An 18,665-nucleotide genomic window follows, 5' to 3' on the forward strand; every position below is an offset into this window, starting at 1 on the left:
GGGAACGACCATGACCGCCTATCTCAAGCTCGACCATATCGACAAGCATTTCGACCGGGCCGGCGTGCGCGCCGAGGTGCTCAAGGGCATCAACCTGACCATCTCCAAACGTGAGTTCGTCTCGATCATCGGCCATTCCGGCTGCGGCAAGTCCACCCTGCTTAACCTCATCGCCGGCTTGACGCCCGTGTCCTCAGGTGCCGTGCTGCTCGAAAACCGCGAGGTGAATGCTCCCGGCCCCGAGCGCGCCGTCGTCTTCCAAAACCACAGCCTGCTTCCCTGGCTCACCGTCTACGAAAACGTCAATCTCGCCGTCTCCAAGGTATTCAGCAACTCCAAGAGCAAGGCCGAGCGCCACGACTGGGTGATGACAAACCTCGATCTCGTGCAGATGGCCCACGCCAAGGACAAGCGTCCCTCCGAGATATCCGGCGGCATGAAGCAGCGTGTCGGCATCGCCCGGGCGCTCTCCATGGAGCCTAAAATCCTGCTGCTCGACGAGCCATTCGGCGCGCTCGACGCGCTGACGCGCGCCCATCTGCAGGATGCAGTCATGGAGATCCATGCTCGCCTTGGCAACACGATGGTGATGATCACCCACGACGTTGACGAGGCCGTTCTGCTTTCGGACCGCATCGTGATGATGACCAACGGTCCGGCAGCCAAGATCGGCGAAGTCCTCGACGTGCCGATCGCGCGCCCGCGCAACCGCATCGAGCTTGCCTCCGACCGAACCTACCTCAAATGCCGCGAAGCCGTGCTGAAGTTCCTCTACGAACGCCACCGCTTTGTCGAAGCCGCGGAGTAACCCCATGTCAGAAACGCGCATCGAAAAACTCGTGATCATCGGCAACGGCATGGCGCCCGGGCGCATGCTCGAGCACTTATTCGAAAAGGCGCCGGGCCAATATCAGGTCACGATCTTCAACGCCGAGCCGCGCGTCAATTATGACCGCATTATGCTGTCGCCGGTTCTATCTGGTGAAAAGAGCTACGAGCAGATCGTCATCCATGGCGACGGCTGGTACATCGATCACGGCATAACGCTCTACAAGGGCCACAAGATCGTCGCCATCGATCGCGATGCAAAGACGGTGACCTCGGACCACGGCGTGACGGAGAGTTATGACAAGCTGGTGATCGCCACCGGCTCCGTACCCTTCATCATCCCCGTCCCCGGCAAGGACCTGCCAGGGGTCATCACCTATCGCGATCTCGACGACGTGCAGGCCATGCTTCTGGCGGCGCAATCACGCGAGAAAGCGATCGTTATCGGCGGCGGCCTGCTTGGTCTGGAGGCGGCTGCTGGTCTCGCGCAGCGCGGTATGGATGTGACCGTGCTGCATGTGATGCCAACGCTGATGGAGCGCCAGCTCGACCCCGCCGCCGGCTATCTACTGCAGAAGGCCGTCGAGGAACGCGGCATCAAGGTCATCACGAAGGCCAACACCAAGGCGATTATCGGCAACGGCAAGGTCGAGGGGATAGAGCTCGACGATGGTCGCATCATTCCGGCAAGCCTTATCGTCATGGCCGTCGGCATCCGCCCGAATGTTGGCTTGGCGAAAGAGGCCGGCCTTGCGGTCAATCGCGGCATCGTCGTCGATGACGGCATGCGCACGTCGGATGGCGATATTCTCTCGCTCGGCGAATGCGCCGAGGTCGGCGGCATGGTTTATGGCCTCGTCGCGCCGCTCTATGAGATGGCCCGCATCGCCGCCTCGCACCTCGCGGGCGATACCTCGCCGGCCTTCGTCCACTCGGACACGCCCACAAAACTGAAAGTCACCGGCATCGATCTCTATTCGCTTGGCGACTTCGCCGACGGCGACGACCGCGAGGAGATCGTGCTGCGCGATGCCACCGCCGGCGTCTACAAGCGCCTGGTGCTGAAGGACAACCGTATCATCGGCACTGTTCTTTACGGCGAGACGGCCGATGGCGCATGGTTCAACGATCTGAAGAAGAAGCAGACCGACATCACCGAGATGCGCGACACGCTGATCTTCGGACAGGCTTACCAGGGAGGATCGCCGCTGGACCCTATGGCGGCCGTTGCAGCCTTGCCGGATGATGCGGAAATCTGCGGCTGCAACGGCGTATGCAAGGGGAAAATCACCTCGACCATATCGGCCAAGGGGCTGACGTCGCTCGACGACGTCCGCGCCCACACCAAGGCGTCCGCCTCCTGCGGTTCCTGCACCGGGCTGGTCGAACAGCTGATGTCGCTGACGCTCGGCGACAGCTACAACCCGGCCGCCGTGACGCCGATGTGTACCTGCACCGAACTCGGCCATGACGACGTGCGCCGCCTGATCAAGGCCAAGGGTTTGAAAACGATCCCCGCCGTCATGCAGGAGCTCGAATGGAAGACCTCCTGCGGCTGCGCCAAGTGTCGCCCGGCGCTTAATTACTACCTCGTCTGCGATTGGCCGGACGAATACGCCGATGACTACCAGTCGCGCTACATCAACGAGCGCGTCCACGCCAACATTCAAAAGGACGGCACATATTCGGTGGTCCCGCGCATGTGGGGCGGCGTGACGAACGCAAACGAATTGCGCGCCATCGCCGATGTCGTCGACAAGTTCGAGATCCCAATGGTGAAGGTCACCGGCGGCCAGCGCATCGACCTGCTTGGGATCGAGAAGGAAGACCTGCCGGCGGTCTGGGCCGATCTCGGCAAGGCCGGATTCGTTTCCGGACAGGCCTATGCGAAGGGCCTGCGAACGGTGAAGACCTGTGTCGGGTCAGATTGGTGCCGCTTCGGCACGCAGGATTCCACCGGCCTCGGCATCCGCATCGAGAAGTTCATGTGGGGCTCCTGGACGCCGGCCAAGCTTAAGCTCGCCGTTTCCGGCTGCCCGCGCAACTGCGCGGAAGCGACATGCAAAGATATCGGCGTCATCTGCGTGGATAGTGGCTTCGAGATCCACTTCGCGGGCGCTGCCGGTCTCGACATCAAGGGCACCGAGGTTCTCGGCCTGGTGAAGACCGAGGACGAGGCGCTGGAGCACATCGTGGCGCTGACGCAGATGTACCGCGAGCAGGCCCGCTATCTCGAGCGCATCTACAAATGGGCAAAGCGCGTCGGGCTGGAGGAAATCCGCCGCCAGATCATCGGCGATGCCGACAAGCGCAAGGCCTATTACGACCGCTTCGTCTTCTCGCAGACATTCGCTCAGGTCGATCCCTGGTCGGAGCGCGTCTCCGGCAAAGACAAGCACGAATTCAAGCCGATGGCGACGATCGGCTTCCCCCAGGCAGCGGAGTGAGGCGATGGATATGAACTGGATCTCGATTGGCGACATCTCCGACATTCCGCTGCGTGGCGCGCGCTGCGTGAAAACCCCTCAGGGCAAGATCGCCGTTTTCCGCACGGCGGAGAACGAAGTCTTCGCGATCGAAGACCACTGCCCGCACAAGGGCGGGCCGCTGTCGCAGGGGATCGTGCATGCCAAGGCGGTCACCTGCCCCTTGCACAATTGGGTGATCTCGCTGGAAACCGGCAAGGCTCTGGGGGCGGATGAGGGTGAGGTGCGGACCATTCCCGTGAGGAACGAGAATGGGACGCTGTCTATCGCGTTCGAGAGCTTGATGATGGCGGCGGAGTGATTGGCTCATGGTGGAAATGGCACCCCCCTCGACACCCGGAGAGGGCACCCCCATGCCCAGTGAAACCAAAACCACCTGTCCCTATTGCGGCGTCGGCTGCGGTGTCATCGCAACGGTCGGCGATGATGGCGCAGTCTCCGTCAAAGGCGATCCCGACCATCCGGCGAACTTCGGACGCCTGTGCTCCAAGGGGTCCGCGCTCGCCGAAACCATCGATCTAGACGGACGCCTGCTCTATCCCGAAATCGCCGACCAACGAACGGATTGGGACACCGCCCTTGATCTCGTCGCCGACCGCTTCTCAAAAACGATTGCCGAACACGGGCCGGATTCCGTGGCACTTTACGTTTCCGGCCAGCTGCTCACAGAAGACTATTACGTCGCCAACAAGCTGATGAAGGGCTTCATCGGCTCCGGCAATATCGACACCAACTCCCGCCTTTGCATGTCGTCCTCCGTAGCCGGCCATCGACGCGCTTTCGGCGCCGATACGGTTCCCGGCGTCTACGAAGATCTCGAACTGGCCGACCTCGTCATCCTCACCGGCTCCAATCTTGCCTGGTGTCATCCTGTCATCTATCAACGTATTGCGGCAGCCAAGGCAGTGCGCCCGGGCATGAAGGTCGTGGTCATCGACCCGCGCCGAACAATGACATCTGACATCGCCGACCTGCATCTGGCCATTCGTCCCGATAGCGACGTTGCGCTGTTCACGGGCCTTTTCGCGCACGTCATTTCGGCCGGCGCAATCGATGAAAACTATGTGGCGGAGCATACCAGCGGCTTCAACGAAGCCTTCGCAAAGGCCTCGATGCTTTCGTCCAGCGATGTATTGGAGCAGACCGGCCTGCCGGCCATGCAGCTGCGCGAATTCTACCGCCTGTTTACGGCGACCGAGAAAGTCGTCACATGCTACAGCCAGGGTGTCAACCAATCCTCATCCGGCACCGACAAGGTCAATGCAATCATAAACTGTCATCTTGCCACCGGCCGCATTGGCCGGCCTGGCATGGGACCCTTCTCTCTCACCGGTCAGCCGAACGCCATGGGCGGTCGCGAGGTCGGCGGCCTCGCCAATATGCTTGCCGCCCATATGGCGATCGAAAACGCCGATGACCGCGATCGGGTCCAGCGCTTCTGGCAGTCATCTGTCATCGCGCAAAAGCCCGGCCTGAAAGCGGTCGACATGTTCAGTGCTGTCGCGGACGGGCGCATCAAGGCGCTTTGGATCATGGCGACCAACCCAGTGGTCTCCATGCCCGACGCCGATGCCGTCGAAAGAGCGATCAAAGCCTGCCCCTTCGTCGTCGTCTCCGATATCCTGCGCGACACCGACACCACGCGCCATGCCCATGTCCTCTTGCCCTCCCTCGGCTGGGGCGAGAAAAACGGCACGGTCACTAACTCCGAACGCCGCATCTCGCGCCAGCGCGATTTCCTCGACACGCCTGGCGAGGCCCGCGCCGACTGGTGGCAGTTGACCGACGTCGGACGCCGCATGGGCTTTGACGGCTTTGGCTACGGCTCGCCGGCGGACATCTTTGCCGAGCACGCGGCCCTCTCCGCGTTCGAAAATGACGGCAGCCGGGATTTCGACATCGGATCCTATGCGGGGATCGATGAGCAAAGTTACCGCCTGATGTCGCCATTCCAATGGCCTGCCAAGCGGGGAATTGCCCCCATAATCGGTAGCAGCAAGCGCTTCTTCGCCGATGGACACTTCTACCATCCTGATGGACGCGCGCGTTTTATCCCCGTCGAGCCCACCATCTGCGATCGAACCAATCCCGAATTTCCCTTCACGCTCAACACCGGCCGCATTCGCGACCAGTGGCACACGATGACGCGGACGGGCAAAAGCGCCCGGCTTTCGTCGCACATCGCCGAGCCCTTCGCCGAACTGCATCCGCGCGACGCGATCGAGATCGGCGTCGGCAATGCCACGCTGGTCGAGATCGAAAGCCCTCACGGCAAGGCAATCGTGCGAGCGCTGATCACCGAGCGGCAGGCTCGCGGCAGCATCTTCGCGCCCATGCACTGGAACGATCAGTTCGCTGCCAAAGCCCGGATCGATGCCGTCGTCGCGCCGATCACCGATCCGGTATCCGGCCAGCCGGCCTCGAAGAACGTTGCGGTCACGGCAGGGCCTTTCACCGTTGTATCCTATGGCTTCGCCGTTTCGGCAGCCAAGCCTGAGGGACTTGATACCCGATATTGGGCGCTGGCGAAGGCCGACGGCGGCTGGCGGCTCGAATTGGCTGTCGATCAACAGGTGGATGATTGGTCGCTCTGGTGTCGCCGAACATTTGCCATTGCCGAGGAGATAGAGCCGCTTGGCTACGTGGATCGGCAATCCGGGGACGTCAGACTTGCCTTCTTTGAAGGCGACCGGCTTCTCGCCGCCCTCTTCATCGCCCGGCAACCGGTTGCCGTCGCGCGCAACTGGGCAATCGCGCAACTCGTCGCGTCGCACGACCAACCGCGCAAGCGCTTCGCGCTGGTCGCCGGTCGCCCTGGCGCCGACATGCCGGATCCCGGCGCCACCGTTTGCTCTTGCCTCGGCGTCGGCGTCAACCAGATCATCGCCGCTGTGGGCGGCGGTTGCCATAGCGTCGAGGCGGTCGGCGCGCAAACCAAGGCCGGAACCAATTGCGGCTCCTGCCGCGCGGAAATCAGGGGGATCATCGATGGATGTCTTGCAGCAGCGGCGGAATGACAGCCCGGCCCGCATGGAGCCGCTCTCCAAACTTCCGGTCTTCTGGGCGCTGGAAGGCAGGCGCGTCGTGGTGGCGGGCGGCACGGATGCGGCAGCATGGAAGGCCGAGTTGCTGGCAGCCTGCGGGGCTTGTGTCGAGATATTCGCCTCAGACCTCAGTGACGCATGCGCCGCTCTCGCCGCACACAAGCCGGAGCATCCATCCGCAAGCGTCTACCACCACCAGCGCGAATGGCGGGAAGCGGACCTCGAACACGCCGCTCTGGCGATCGGCGATTGCGAAGATGGCGACGAAGCCCAGCGCTTCTTCGACGCCGCGCGCGCGACGGGGGTCCCCGTCAACGTCATCGACAAGCCGGATTACTGCCAGTTTCAGTTCGGCTCGATCGTAAACCGCTCGCCGGTCGTCGTCGCCATTTCGACGGATGGCGCAGCCCCGATCCTCGCCCAGGCGATCCGTCGCCGGATCGAAACCTTGCTACCGCAGGCGCTGAAGGGTTGGGCGGGATTGGCGCAGGCGTTGCGAGATCAGATTAACGAACGGCTGGCGCCGGGGCCCTTGCGCCGCGCGTTCTGGGAGAAATTCGTCGATCGCGCCTTCTCGAGTTCGGATACGCCGGAGGAGGTCGTCGGCGGGCTGCTTCTTAAGGAAGCCGAGAGGCTTCGCGGAGCGCCCGCCCTCACATTTCAAGGCCGGGTTACGCTTGTCGGCGCCGGTCCCGGAGACGCAGAACTGCTGACACTGAAGGCGGTGCGGGCCTTGCAGGCAGCCGATGTGATCCTGTTCGATGATCTGGTCTCCACTGAGGTGCTGGAGCTTGCCCGCCGGGAGGCAAAGCGCATGCTCGTCGGCAAGCGCGGCGGCCGCACAAGCTGCAGCCAGGAAGATATCAACGACATGATGGTCAAGCTCGCCAAGGCGGGCAAGCGCGTCGTCCGTCTGAAATCCGGCGATCCGATGATCTTCGGCCGCGCCGGCGAGGAGATCGCGCATCTGGACCGAGAGGGTATCCCCGTCGATGTCGTCCCCGGCATCACGTCGGCAAGCGCGATGGCGTCCCGTCTCGGCATTTCGCTCACCCACCGCGATCACGCCCAATCCGTGCGCTTCATCACCGGCCACTCCCGCCATGGCGGCCTGCCGGAGGATGTGAGTTGGGCAAGCGTCGCCGATCCGCGTACCACCACCGTGTTTTACATGGGCGGCAGGACGGCGACGTTGATTGCCGAGCGGCTTATCGCAGAAGGGCTTTCGCCTTCGACGCCGGTTATCGTCATGAGCGATGTCAGCCGGGTCACGCAGCGTGACTGGCGCGGTCCGCTTGAGGAACTCCGCGAGGGCATTGCCATCATCGGTTACGATCAGCCGGTGCTGATCGCCGTCGGATCGACACTCGCGGCACGTGAAATGGCGAACCAGAATGGCAATCAGCAGAAGCTGGACCTGCAACGTGAGGCCTGCTGATCAAGCGCCTTCGAAGATGGTTGCAGAGATTGACACCGGAGGACGCTCAATTTCAGGCTAGCCGCGAGATGTAACTTGACTAATAAACTCATAAAATAATAAACGGGGTCAATTCCAAGGGAGTGACCCAAAAATGCGCCTCGCTGGCAAAATCCACGCACTAGCAGCAGCCCTCTTCATGTCGACCGCCTTGCCGGCCCTGGCCGATACCGTCACCATCAAGGATGTGACAGGGCGAAGCGTCGAGGTGAACACGCCCGTAAAGCACATGATTCTCGGCGAAGGCCGGCAGATCTACTTCCTCGCCGCGCTCGACAAGGAGAACCCTTTCGAACACGTCGTCGGTTGGCGCGACGATCTACCGAAGGCGGATCCAGAATCCTATGACGCCTATCTAGCCAAGTATCCCGAAATCGCCAAGCTGCCGACATTCGGTGGCATGAAGGATGGCACTTTCGATATCGAGCAGGCCGTGGCGCTGAAGCCCGACGTCATCTTGATGAACATCGACGCCAAGACTGCGACGGAAGAAGCAGGCTATATCGAAAAGCTCGGCAAGGTCGGCATTCCCCTCGTCTACGTGGATTTCCGCGAGAAGCCGATGGAAAACACCGAGCCAAGCATGCGCGTCATGGGCCAGTTGATGGGCAAGGAGGCGGTCGCCGAAGATTTCATCAAGTTCCGCGCCGACAGCATCAAGCGCGTGACAGATGTGATCGAGAAGAACAATCCGAAGAAGCCTGTGGTCTTCGTGGAACGTGCCGGCGGCTATTCTGATGATTGCTGCATGTCTTTCGGCAACGAGAACTTCGGCAAGATGGTCGAAATCGCCGGCGGCATCAACATGGCGAAGGATATCATCCCCGGCACATTCGGAACGGTCAATCCCGAGCAGGTCATCGCCTCCAACCCGGATCAGATCATCGTGACCGGCGGCAATTGGGATAAATACGTCCCGGGCGGCGCCTGGGTTGGTGTCGGTTACGGCGCGGATCTCAAGGAAGCCCGCCGCAAGCTTGAGGCTCTGACAAAGCGTCCGGCCTTCACCGGCGTCAAGGCCGTTGCCGACGGCAATGTGCATGCCATCTGGCATCAGTTCTACAACAACCCCTACCAGTTCGTCGCGATACAGGAGATGGCGAAGTGGCTGCATCCCGATCTCTTCACAGACCTCGATCCTGAAGCGACTTTCAAGGAACTTCACGCCCGCTTCCTGCCGCTGGATTACAAGCAGGGTTACTTCGTCTCTCTGAAGGAGATGTGAGAATGGCTGTGAGTGCCATCGAGACATCGGCAACGGGGCGCGTGCAATATCGCGCCCTTGCTTTGCGCCGCATCCTGATCCTGCTTGCGCTCACTATCGCGCTATGTGTCAGCATCGCGCTCGATATGGCGCTCGGTCCGGCCAACTATTCGCTATCGGACGTGCTTGCAGCACTTGCTAATCCGAGTGCGGTGGCCGCGCAACTTCGGGTGATCATCTGGGATATCCGCATGCCGATCGCCCTGATGGCGGTCACGGTCGGCGCATCGCTGTCGGTTGCCGGCGCGCAGATGCAGACCATCCTCTCAAACCCGCTCGCAAGCCCGTTCACGTTGGGAATCTCGGCCGCAGCGAGTTTCGGCGCGGCGCTCGCGCTGGTCGGCGGCGTCTCGCTGTTTCCCGGCGCCATCCAGTACATGGTGCCGCTCAACGCCTTCCTGATGGCGATGGCCGCGGCGCTCTTCATTCATTTCGCCTCGACAATGCGAGGTGTGAGCGTCGAGACCATCGTGCTGCTCGGCATCGCGCTGGTCTTCACCTTCAACGCAGCCTTGTCGCTGCTCGAGTATCTGGCCTCCGAGCAGGCGCTCGCAGCGGTGGTGTTCTGGACCATGGGCAGTCTGACCAAGGCGACATGGCCGAAGGTCTGGTTCACGGCGAGCATCCTCGTAGTGACCGTCCCCTTGTTCATGAAGGATGCCTGGGCACTGACCGCACTACGGCTCGGCGACGACAAGGCGGCCAGCATGGGCGTCAATGTGCGGCGCCTGCGGCTGCAGACAATGATGATTGTCAGCCTGCTCGCCGCCATCCCCGTTTCTTTTGTCGGCACGATCGGCTTCGTTGGGCTGGTCGGTCCGCATATCGCGCGCATGGTCGTCGGCGAGGATCAGCGCTTCTTCTTGCCGGGGGCCGTTATCTGCGGCGCGCTTCTTCTGTCCGTAACATCGGTAGTGAGCAAAATGCTCATTCCAGGCGCCATCCTGCCGATCGGCGTGATCACGGCGCTGGTGGGCGTGCCGTTCTTCTTCGTCCTCATTTTTAGCAACAGGAGACGCGCATGGTAGCGCTCGCGCTAAAAGGTGTCGGCGCGACCTATGGTCGGGTCAAGGTTCTCCAGGATGTCGGGATCGACGATCTTCGCGGCGGCAGCGTGACCGCGATCATCGGGCCCAACGCGGCCGGCAAGTCCACGCTCTTCAAGCGCATCGCCTCGCTGATCAAGGGGCCGGGGCTGGTCGAGCTTTCCGATACCGAGGCCGGTCCGCGAACGATCTGTTACATGCCGCAGGACACCGGCGCCAATGCGGTTCTGACAGTCTACGAGTCGGTCTTGCTGTCGGCAAAGCAGGGCAGCGGTTGGAGGGTTGCCGACGAGGAGCTGGCGGCAATCGACCGGCTATTGAAGGCGCTGCGCATCGACGAACTCGCGTTTCGTGGGCTTGGCGAACTTTCCGGCGGCCAGCGCCAGCTGGTCTCGCTTGCCCAGGCGCTCATTCGCAATCCGGAAGTCCTGCTCATGGACGAGCCGACCTCGGCGCTCGATCTCCACCGGCAGGTAGAGGTTCTGGACTTCATCTCCGCCACCGCCAAGCGCGATGGCATGATCATCCTCATCGCGCTTCACGATCTAAATCACGCGCTGCGCTATTGCGAGAACACCGTCGTCATCAGCAACGGCAAGATGGCGGCGAGCGGCAAGACCAGCGACGTGATCACCAAGACCATGCTGCGCGATATCTACAAGATCGACGCTCGGATCGAACACTGCTCGCAGGGAACGCCACTGGTCATCGTCGACGGCGCGATCTGATCGGTTAGCTCTGTCTAGACTGCAGCCTTCGCTGCGCCAAAGACCTTGGCGCGACGGACGGTGACGAAACCGCGGTCACCCGCCTTGACGGCACGCTCGGGCTCGACATTGAATTCGAGCTGAGCGCCACTTTCAGTGCTCGCCAGAATGCGGCGACCATCCGGCCGGTCGAGCACACGGTCGACGCTGGCGCCGATGCCGGGACCGTCCCCTGACCAATCGAGATCGGCCGGGCGCGCATAGATCTCGCCGGTGCCATCGGCAATACCGGGTGCCGCGACCGAAGCGCCACCGGTATAGGCGACGCCGGAGCGGATTTCGGCCGGCAACACGTTGGCATCACCCAGAAACTTCATCACGAAGGCCGATTGCGGATCACGGCAGACCTGCTCGGGCGTGCCCTCCTGAACGATCTTGCCGTCCTTCAGGATGACGACGCGGTCTGCAAGATCGAGCGCCTCTTCCTGGTCGTGGGTCACGAAGATGGTGGTGATGCCGAGCTCGTGGTGGATCTCGCGCAGCCAGCGGCGCAGGTCGTGACGCACATTGGCGTCAAGCGCACCGAACGGCTCGTCCAGAAGCAGCACTTTCGGATCGACCGAGAGCGCACGGGCCAGCGCCACGCGCTGGCGTTGACCGCCCGATATCTGCGCCGGGAACCGGTCGCCCAGCCCCTCAAGCCGCACGAGGCGGAGCAGTTCGGTGACGCGCGCTACGATCGCGGCCTTGTCGCGCTTGACCTTCGACACCTTCATGCCGAAGGCAATGTTTTCGGCGACCGTCATGTGCGGGAAAAGCGCATAGTGCTGGAAGACGAAGCCGACGCCGCGATCGCGCACCGGAATGTCGGTCGCATCCTGATCGCCGAAGAATATCTGGCCGCCATCCGAATATTCGAGGCCGGCGACCATGCGCAGGATCGTGGTCTTGCCGGAACCCGATGGCCCCAGCAACGCGAGAAGTTCGCCGCTGCGAATATCCAGCGAGACGTCGCGCACGGCGCGGAACGTGTCGAAGGTTTTGACGACGTGGTCGAGGCGGATCTTCATGAGTTTTTCTCTGCTGGCTGGGCAACGAGGACAGGACGCGCGGCGGGCTTGGCGCTGCTGGAGCGGCGGCCGGCTCCCTGGCGCTCGAGCGCCACCTTGGCGATGATGGTGAAGATGGCGATAACCGCCAGGATCGAGGCGGCGGCGAAGGCGCCGGTTGCCTGATAATCGTGATAAAGCAGCTCAATGTGCAGCGGCAGCGTATTCGTCTGGCCGCGGATATTGCCCGAGACCACCGAGACGGCGCCGAACTCGCCCATCACGCGCGCATTGCAAAGCACCACACCGTAGAGCATCGCCCATTTGATATTCGGCAGCGTGACCGAGAAGAACGTGCGCCAACCGGACGCACCGAGTGACGTCGCCGCTTCTTCGAGATCGCGCCCTTGCGCCTGCATCAGCGGTATGAGTTCGCGCGCGACGAATGGCGCGGTCACGAACATCGAGGCGAGCACGATGCCTGGGATCGCGAACAGGATCTTGATGTCATAGGCCTCAAGCGTCGGCCCGAAGATGCCCTGCAGCCCGTAGACGAAGAGATAGGCAACGCCGGCGACGATGGGCGATACGGAGAACGGCACCTCGATCAGCACGAGCAGGAAGCGCTTGCCCCAGAAATCGAATTTGGTGATCGACCATGCGGCCGCGACGCCGAACGCCGTGTTGATGGGCACCGCGATCAGCGCGGTCAGCACCGTCAGCATGATCGCATGCAGCGTATCGGGATGACTGATTGTGGCGCTGTAGACCTGCCAGCCCTTGGCGAAGGCTTCGACGCCGATGATGACGAGCGGCGCCAGGATGAGGAACGCGCCGATGATCAGCACAAGGCTGATCAAGGTGCGCCTGACGATCGGCTGATCGCCGACGCGCGGCGGTTTGCGGCGGGTGGGAATGCTCATGATCAGTTCCTCACCGTATATCGCAGCGCCCGCGCCTGCATCCAGTTGGTCAGCGCCAGCATGACGAAGGCCGTCAGCAACAGGACGGAGGCGATCGCCGCGGCCGCCTGATAGTCGTACTCCTCGAGCCGGATGAAGACGAGAAGTGCGGTGATCTCCGTGGACATCGGCTGGTTGCCGGCGATGAAGATGATGGCGCCAAATTCGCCGAGCGAGCGGGCGAAGGACAAGGACACTCCGGCGAGCAGCGCCGGCGTCAACAGCGGCAGCATGACCTTGCGGAAGATCGTCCAGTCCGAACCACCCAGCGACTGCGCAGCCTCTTCGTAAGCGGGGTCGAGATCTTCCAGAACCGGCTGCACGGTACGGACGATGAAAGGAAGGCTGGTAAAGCACATGGCGACCATGATGCCGATCGGCGTATAGGCAACCTTGATGCCGATGCCTTCAAGCACGGATCCGAACCAGCCGTTCGCCGCAAACAGCGTTGTCAACGCGATACCGGCCACTGCGGTCGGCAGTGCGAATGGCAGATCGACCATCGCATCGACAAGCCGCCAGCCGGGAAAGCGATAGCGCGTCAGCACCCAGGCAAGCGCGAAGCCGAAAAACAAGTTGAAGATCGTGGCGCCGAGCGCGGAAAACACCGTCACCCGGTAGCTGGCCAGCGCGCGCGAGGATGACACGATGCGCCAGTAGTCCTCTGGCCCAAGGCTTGCGGCCTTGAACACCAGGGCAGCCAGAGGCAAGACGACGATAAGGCCGACATAGAGAAGGGTCACACCCAGCGACAGGCGTAATCCGGGCAGGACATTGCGTCTCAAGCGGTCATTCCCTGTTTCATAAGTCCTGCTCTATAAGCACGATGACGAAAGTGGCCCGGCAGGCAAAGGCCAGCCGGGCCAAGCGATGTGATATCCAGTTAGTGCTTACCGGCTGCCATAAAGCTTGTCGAGAATTCCGCCGGAGGCGAAGTGTTCCTTCTGGATCTTTTCCCAGCCGCCGAACGTATCGTCGACATTTACTAGACGGATCGCTGGAAACTGATCTTTGAACTCGCCGATCACCTTCTCATCGCGAACGCGATGGCCGAACTGCGCGGCAATCCGCTGGCCTTCCTCGGTGTAGAGGAAGTCGAGATAGGACTTCGCAAGCGTCTCGGTGCCATGCTTGGCGGCGACCTTGTCGACCACAGCGACAGGAAACTCGGCAAGCAGGCTGACGGACGGGATCACGCCCTGAACCTTGTCGGAACCGTACTGCTTCTCGATGCCGCGCGTCTCCGCTTCGAAGGTGATCAAGACATCGCCGGTCTCGCGCTCGACGAAGGTCGTCGTGGAGGCGCGGCCGCCGGTGTCGAAGACCGGCACGTTGTCGAAGATCTTGGTGATGTAGGCTTCGATCTTACCTTCGTCGCCCTTGTAGGCTTCCTTGGCCCAGGCATAGGCGGCGAGATAGGTGTAGCGCGCATTGCCCGATGTCTTGGGGTTCGGGAAGACCGCATGCACGTCGTCACGCGCTAGATCGTCCCAGTCCTTGATGTTCTTCGGGTTGCCGGCGCGCACCAGAAAGGATGGAAAGGAGTAGAATGGCGAAGCGTTGTTCGGGAAAGCCTTGGTCCAATCCTTGGAGACGAAACCGTTCTTTGCCAGGAAATCGATGTCCGTCGACTGGTTGAAGGTGACGACGTCGGCTTCCAGCCCTTCAATGATCGAGCGCGCCTGCTTGGAAGTGCCGGCATGCGATTGATCGATGGTCACACCGGGATGCTGCTTGATGAAGGCTTCGTTCTCGGAGGCGAAAAGCTCGCGCGAGACGTCATAGGATGCGTTCAGAAGCTTCGTAGGCTCTTCGGCACGGACCTGAACGGAAAAGAGGGCGGCAAGCGCTGTGCCGAGAATGAGAAGGCGTTTCATCTATCGCTCCGGTGTTTTGCTGTGCGGTGAAACTAATCGCAAGGCGTCCTGATCGCGAGGAACCACCGCCCCCGGTTGCGGACCGGCTTAGAAATTCTGTCCTTTTTTCGCCATATTTCGCGTCGGTTTTACTTCATCGACGTTCCGCCCTTCTCGCGACGTTTTCCTAAGCCTCTGCCAATAAAACGCTTTTCGAGTATCGGGCACTTGAGCCTGCCGCATGACGATCGGCGGGGGGGCATGGCTCAACGGCCCAATACATAGCCCTTGCGCTCGGTCAGGCTTTGGCGTATCACCCCGGCATCACAGGGGTGCTCCGTAATGCCGGGGCTGAGATACGGTCGCATGATCGTGGACCCTCAAGCTGATCTGGATAATGCCAGCGGAGCGAGGTAGAGCGATGTTTTCCGGCGCGCAGATTTCACTATATCCCATGACCGACGATTTCGTCGGTGTCATCACCCATGCGCTTTCTGCGCTCGATCCCCATCGTGACAGACTGCGGATCGAGACGGACGACATTTCGACGCTGATCATCGGCACGCCCGACGTCGTCTTCGCCGCCATGCGCGATCTGTTTGCGGCAGCCGCCAGCAGCGGCAAGCATTGCGTCCTGCACGCGACCATTTCGCGCGGCTGCCCCGGCGAGCCTGACGATCCGATCTGCCAGACGCCCGAACTGACCGGCCCCATGGCGCCGCTTGATGAGCGCAAGGCCCGCGCACACCAGGCGGTCAAGGACGCGCCTGTTATCGGCCAGGAAACGGCCGCGCAGTTTTCGCTCTATACGCTCGGGATCGACGGCCACATGGACGAGATTTACGGCTGCATCGACTTCCTGAAGAATTCCGGTGTCTTCGAGAAATCGAAGAACTTCTGCACGAAGCTGCGCGGCGACACCGGCGCGGTTTTCGCGACCGTGCATGAGGCGCTGGTGCGCTTTGGCCCGCCGGCGGGCCATGTGACGATCGACCTTACCGTCTCGGCAAACAGCCCGTCCAAGCGCTAAGCGCCGACCCAGGCTCGCCCAAACGGTTGCTCCATGTCGATATCACGCCCGCCTTCACGGCAGGTCTTTCACGGCCTGCAACACAACATCCGCTCCGCTCTGAGCCGGGCCCTGCCGGCAATCGCGGCCGTCTGCCTTTTGGTGGCAGCTTGGGAGGCCTATGTCCGCCTGTCAGGCATCTCGCCCACGACCTTGCCCGCGCCGTCCCGCGTGCTTGCGCAGACCTTCCAGTCCCGGCAGGCCCTGTTCGACAATACGCTCCCGACATTGAGGGCCACGCTTGCCGGTTTCGGCTGCTCGCTTGCGGGCGCCTTCACCCTGTCGGTGCTGATCGACTTCTGCAAGTCCCTGCGTCGCGCACTGTTTCCGCTCTTCATCATCAGCCAGACGCTGCCGCTGGTCGCCATCGCGCCGTTGATCGTTCTGTGGTTCGGCTTCGGCCTGATGCCGAAGATCCTGCTGGTCGCGCTCGTTACCTTCTTCCCGATTCTGGTGGCGCTTTGCCAGGGCTATCAATCGACCGAGGACGAGCTGCAGCAACTGGTTGCCTCGATGGGCGCGCCGCGCTGGAAGCAGTTCCTGCTTACCCGCCTGCCGTCCGCCCTGCCCTTTTTCTTCGCTGGGCTGCGTATATCCATCACCTACGCCGTCGTCGGCGCGATCTTCGCGGAATACGCGGGTGCTGCCAAAGGGCTCGGCATCTACATGCTGAACGCCAAGAACAATTTCCGACCCGACCTAGTACTGGCCGCAGTGTTCGTCAGCGCCGCGCTGACCCTCACGCTGTTTTCCCTCACCGTCATCGCCGAACACCTAGCCATGCCATGGGCGAGACGCGGAAAGGGAAGCGGCCGATGACCGTGCTGCGCTTGGAACTCGATCACATCACCTGCCGCTACGACGAAACCCCAGTGCTGTCGGACATCTCTCTGACAGTCAAACCCGGCGAATTCGTCTCCATTCTCGGGCCCTCGGGCTCTGGAAAATCCACGCTGTTCAAACTGCTCACCGGCGCTCGCAAACCCGATGGCGGCAGCATGCGCTTCGACGGCCATATGCTAAACGGAACAATCCGCCCCTTTGCCTTCATGCCACAGCGCGACGCTCTGATGCCGTGGCGACGCATAGTCGACAACACCACGCTCGGTCTCGAGGTTAAAGGCATGCACCGCGCCGAGGCGCGCCGGCGGGTGCTGCCGCTGTTTTCCGAGTTCGGCCTCGACGGCTTCGAGCAGCATTATCCGGCGGAGTTGTCCGGCGGCATGCGGCAGCGCGCGGCACTGCTGCGCACCGTGGTCCAGGACAAGCCGATGCTGTTGCTCGACGAACCATTCGGCGCGCTCGACGCATTGACACGCGCGGGCATGCAGCGCTGGCTGGAAGAGATGTGGTCGCAGCATGACTGGACCGCGATGCTCGTCACCCATGATGTGCGCGAAGCGGTCTATCTCTCCGACCGCATCTATATCTTTTCGCCCCGCCCGGCCTGCGTTATCCGCGAGATCACCGTCGATCTCCCACGCCCGCGCATACTGGACGGCGCGACGCGTGCGCGCGCGACCGAGATCGAGGCCGACATTCTCAACACGCTCTTCAATGCCCCGAACGACGCCACAAGGACCAACTTGGAGGAACCACGATGAAAAACGCGATGCTGACCCGCCGCGCAGCCTTGGCTTCGGCCGCAGGGCTTGCTCTGACGCTGCCAATATCGCCGCTTCTGTCGAAGCCGGCCCGCAGCGAGGAGAAGCGCCCTGTCAAGGTCGCCCTGGACTGGACACCGAATACCAACCACATCGGCCTCTTCGTGGCCCGCGACAAGGGATTTTACCGCGATGCGGGCCTCGACGTGGAGATCCTACCCTACACGGACACTTCGGCAGGTACGCTCGTCGCCAACCATGTCGCTGATTTCGGAATTGTCGGCACCATCGGCCTCATGGCCCAGCGCACGGCAGACGCCGATCTGGTGGCGACCTACGCCGTCGTCCAGACAGAGACCGGACGTCTCGTCTTCAATGCCGATCGCGACGACATTCGCAGCCCCAAAGATCTCGACGGCAAGACCTATGGCGGCTTCGGCAGCGCCTGGGAGAACGCGCTGATCGGCTCGCTCATCCGCCATGACGGCGGCAAGGGCGAATTCGAGACCGTGACGCTCGGCACCTCCGCCTATCAGGCGCTCGCCAACGGCAGCGTCGATTTCACGCTTGAGGTTTACACCTGGGAGGGCGTGCAGGCGGAACTCGAGGGGATGAAGCAACGCGCCTTTCGCTACTCCGATTATGGCGTTCCGGACGAGCACACGACGCTACTTGCCTCCAGCCAGGCATTTCTGGACGAGAAGCCGGACCTCGCCCGCGTCTTCCTGGGGGCGACGCGCAAGGGCTTCGAGTTCGCGGTGGATCATCCCGACGACGCGGTCGAGCTCATGATCGCGGCCAATAGCGACGCACTGACCAATCCCGCGTTGGTCAAGGCCTCGTTGAAGGCGCTGATCGACGGACACTACTTCCGCACACCGGATGGCATCACCGGCCGCATCGATCCGGCCAAGATGACGGCGATCGGCGACTATCTCTTCAAGTCGAAAATACTGAAGGATGCCAATGGCAAGGCGCTTACAGCAGCGCCGGATTTCGCACAGTACTTTAGCAATATCCCACTCGACGCTGCATGATCTAGAAATTGACCAGAAGGCTTTCGCGAGATCTCGCGGCAGAACCTTCACTGTATAGAAAGAGGCGGCGCTTTTGAAACGCCGCCTCTTTTTGTTTCACCTGCCGGTGCCGCAGGCAAGCAGGCCGTGAGGAAAATCACGCCCATGCTGGAGTCAAACTTGACTCCGATGATCAAGATAAGTAAGCAATGCTGACGTAATGAGAGGTCAGCCATCGGCGACCGTTACGTGGGTCG

16 protein-coding genes are annotated in these 18,665 nt (G+C 61.9%); 12 read left to right on the plus strand and 4 right to left on the minus strand.

Going from position 1 to position 18,665, the window contains the following annotated elements; all coding sequences use genetic code 11:
* The first annotated feature begins 10 nt into the window (after positions 1 to 10).
* The 8 genes from B3605_RS14125 (at position 11) to B3605_RS14160 (ending at position 10,873) form a co-directional block, all read left to right on the plus strand.
* On the plus strand, positions 11 to 808 hold the full coding sequence (locus B3605_RS14125) for an ABC transporter ATP-binding protein (protein WP_113168152.1): 798 nt from the start codon (positions 11 to 13) through the stop codon (positions 806 to 808).
* A gap of 4 nt (positions 809 to 812) precedes the next feature.
* The gene (gene nirB / locus B3605_RS14130; protein WP_112943243.1) at positions 813 to 3,275 is read left to right on the plus strand and encodes a nitrite reductase large subunit NirB; all 2,463 of its coding nucleotides are present in this window, start codon (positions 813 to 815) and stop codon (positions 3,273 to 3,275) included.
* Between the two features lie 4 nt (positions 3,276 to 3,279).
* Positions 3,280 to 3,615 carry a nitrite reductase small subunit NirD gene (nirD, locus tag B3605_RS14135; protein ID WP_113168153.1) on the plus strand — a complete coding sequence of 112 codons (336 nt, stop codon included), beginning with the start codon at positions 3,280 to 3,282 and terminating at the stop codon, positions 3,613 to 3,615.
* Between the two features lie 52 nt (positions 3,616 to 3,667).
* Positions 3,668 to 6,331, plus strand: coding sequence for a nitrate reductase (locus tag B3605_RS14140; RefSeq protein WP_112943245.1), 2,664 nt, complete (start codon positions 3,668 to 3,670; stop codon positions 6,329 to 6,331).
* On the plus strand, positions 6,303 to 7,796 hold the full coding sequence (cysG, locus tag B3605_RS14145; protein WP_296434567.1) for a siroheme synthase CysG: 1,494 nt from the start codon (positions 6,303 to 6,305) through the stop codon (positions 7,794 to 7,796). The genes B3605_RS14140 and cysG overlap by 29 nt, the downstream gene beginning before the upstream one ends.
* A gap of 133 nt (positions 7,797 to 7,929) precedes the next feature.
* The gene (locus B3605_RS14150) at positions 7,930 to 9,060 is read left to right on the plus strand and encodes an ABC transporter substrate-binding protein (protein WP_113168156.1); all 1,131 of its coding nucleotides are present in this window, start codon (positions 7,930 to 7,932) and stop codon (positions 9,058 to 9,060) included.
* A 2-nt stretch (positions 9,061 to 9,062) separates the two neighbouring features.
* The gene (locus B3605_RS14155; RefSeq protein WP_162725051.1) at positions 9,063 to 10,127 is read left to right on the plus strand and encodes a FecCD family ABC transporter permease; all 1,065 of its coding nucleotides are present in this window, start codon (positions 9,063 to 9,065) and stop codon (positions 10,125 to 10,127) included.
* Positions 10,121 to 10,873: an ABC transporter ATP-binding protein gene (locus B3605_RS14160; protein ID WP_112943248.1), complete on the plus strand. Its 753-nt coding sequence runs from the start codon at positions 10,121 to 10,123 to the stop codon at positions 10,871 to 10,873. Before B3605_RS14155 ends, B3605_RS14160 begins: the two co-directional genes overlap by 7 nt.
* A 14-nt stretch (positions 10,874 to 10,887) precedes the next feature.
* Here B3605_RS14160 and B3605_RS14165 read toward each other — a convergent pair whose 3' ends face one another.
* The 4 genes from B3605_RS14165 to cysP form a co-directional block, all read right to left on the minus strand.
* Complete coding sequence (locus B3605_RS14165) at positions 10,888 to 11,922, minus strand: sulfate/molybdate ABC transporter ATP-binding protein (RefSeq protein ID WP_113168157.1); 1,035 nt, start codon at positions 11,920 to 11,922, stop codon at positions 10,888 to 10,890.
* Positions 11,919 to 12,824, minus strand: a complete 906-nt coding sequence (gene cysW, locus B3605_RS14170; RefSeq protein ID WP_113198626.1) for a sulfate ABC transporter permease subunit CysW — start codon at positions 12,822 to 12,824, stop codon at positions 11,919 to 11,921. The genes B3605_RS14165 and cysW overlap by 4 nt, the downstream gene beginning before the upstream one ends.
* A 2-nt stretch (positions 12,825 to 12,826) precedes the next feature.
* Positions 12,827 to 13,648, minus strand: a complete 822-nt coding sequence (gene cysT / locus B3605_RS14175; RefSeq protein ID WP_112943251.1) for a sulfate ABC transporter permease subunit CysT — start codon at positions 13,646 to 13,648, stop codon at positions 12,827 to 12,829.
* Between the two features lie 105 nt (positions 13,649 to 13,753).
* The gene (cysP, locus tag B3605_RS14180; protein ID WP_112943252.1) at positions 13,754 to 14,740 is read right to left on the minus strand and encodes a thiosulfate ABC transporter substrate-binding protein CysP; all 987 of its coding nucleotides are present in this window, start codon (positions 14,738 to 14,740) and stop codon (positions 13,754 to 13,756) included.
* A 400-nt stretch (positions 14,741 to 15,140) separates the two neighbouring features.
* Between cysP and B3605_RS14185 the strand changes: the two genes are divergently transcribed.
* Genes B3605_RS14185 through B3605_RS14200 form a run of 4 tightly spaced genes read left to right on the plus strand, consistent with a single transcriptional unit; the run spans position 15,141 to position 18,429 of the window.
* Positions 15,141 to 15,749, plus strand: a complete 609-nt coding sequence (locus B3605_RS14185) for a YkoF family thiamine/hydroxymethylpyrimidine-binding protein (RefSeq protein ID WP_113168159.1) — start codon at positions 15,141 to 15,143, stop codon at positions 15,747 to 15,749.
* 33 nt (positions 15,750 to 15,782) lie between these two features.
* Positions 15,783 to 16,607, plus strand: a complete 825-nt coding sequence (locus tag B3605_RS14190) for an ABC transporter permease (RefSeq protein WP_112943254.1) — start codon at positions 15,783 to 15,785, stop codon at positions 16,605 to 16,607.
* On the plus strand, positions 16,604 to 17,392 hold the full coding sequence (locus tag B3605_RS14195; RefSeq protein ID WP_296434571.1) for an ABC transporter ATP-binding protein: 789 nt from the start codon (positions 16,604 to 16,606) through the stop codon (positions 17,390 to 17,392). Before B3605_RS14190 ends, B3605_RS14195 begins: the two co-directional genes overlap by 4 nt.
* Complete coding sequence (locus B3605_RS14200) at positions 17,389 to 18,429, plus strand: ABC transporter substrate-binding protein (RefSeq protein WP_296434573.1); 1,041 nt, start codon at positions 17,389 to 17,391, stop codon at positions 18,427 to 18,429. The genes B3605_RS14195 and B3605_RS14200 overlap by 4 nt, the downstream gene beginning before the upstream one ends.
* Positions 18,430 to 18,665: the final 236 nt, after the last annotated feature.

It is taken from the genome of Rhizobium sp. UBA1881, assembly GCF_002338015.1.
GTDB lineage: Bacteria > Pseudomonadota > Alphaproteobacteria > Rhizobiales > Rhizobiaceae > Rhizobium.

Bases quoted from the DNA above. Each gene is read 5' to 3' on its own strand.
- B3605_RS14155 (WP_162725051.1), top strand. From the start codon at position 9,063: ATGGCTGTGAGTGCCATCGAGACATCGGCAACGGGGCGCGTGCAATAT.
- B3605_RS14195 (WP_296434571.1), top strand. From the start codon at position 16,604: ATGACCGTGCTGCGCTTGGAACTCGATCACATCACCTGCCGCTACGAC.
- nirD (WP_113168153.1), top strand. From the start codon at position 3,280: ATGGATATGAACTGGATCTCGATTGGCGACATCTCCGACATTCCGCTG.
- B3605_RS14185 (WP_113168159.1), top strand. From the start codon at position 15,141: ATGTTTTCCGGCGCGCAGATTTCACTATATCCCATGACCGACGATTTC.
- B3605_RS14125 (WP_113168152.1), top strand. From the start codon at position 11: ATGACCGCCTATCTCAAGCTCGACCATATCGACAAGCATTTCGACCGG.
- B3605_RS14150 (WP_113168156.1), top strand. From the start codon at position 7,930: ATGCGCCTCGCTGGCAAAATCCACGCACTAGCAGCAGCCCTCTTCATG.
- B3605_RS14160 (WP_112943248.1), top strand. From the start codon at position 10,121: ATGGTAGCGCTCGCGCTAAAAGGTGTCGGCGCGACCTATGGTCGGGTC.
- B3605_RS14200 (WP_296434573.1), top strand. From the start codon at position 17,389: ATGAAAAACGCGATGCTGACCCGCCGCGCAGCCTTGGCTTCGGCCGCA.
- cysG (WP_296434567.1), top strand. From the start codon at position 6,303: ATGGATGTCTTGCAGCAGCGGCGGAATGACAGCCCGGCCCGCATGGAG.
- nirB (WP_112943243.1), top strand. From the start codon at position 813: ATGTCAGAAACGCGCATCGAAAAACTCGTGATCATCGGCAACGGCATG.
- B3605_RS14165 (WP_113168157.1), bottom strand. From the start codon at position 11,922: ATGAAGATCCGCCTCGACCACGTCGTCAAAACCTTCGACACGTTCCGC.
- B3605_RS14140 (WP_112943245.1), top strand. From the start codon at position 3,668: ATGCCCAGTGAAACCAAAACCACCTGTCCCTATTGCGGCGTCGGCTGC.
- B3605_RS14190 (WP_112943254.1), top strand. From the start codon at position 15,783: ATGTCGATATCACGCCCGCCTTCACGGCAGGTCTTTCACGGCCTGCAA.
- cysP (WP_112943252.1), bottom strand. From the start codon at position 14,740: ATGAAACGCCTTCTCATTCTCGGCACAGCGCTTGCCGCCCTCTTTTCC.
- cysW (WP_113198626.1), bottom strand. From the start codon at position 12,824: ATGAGCATTCCCACCCGCCGCAAACCGCCGCGCGTCGGCGATCAGCCG.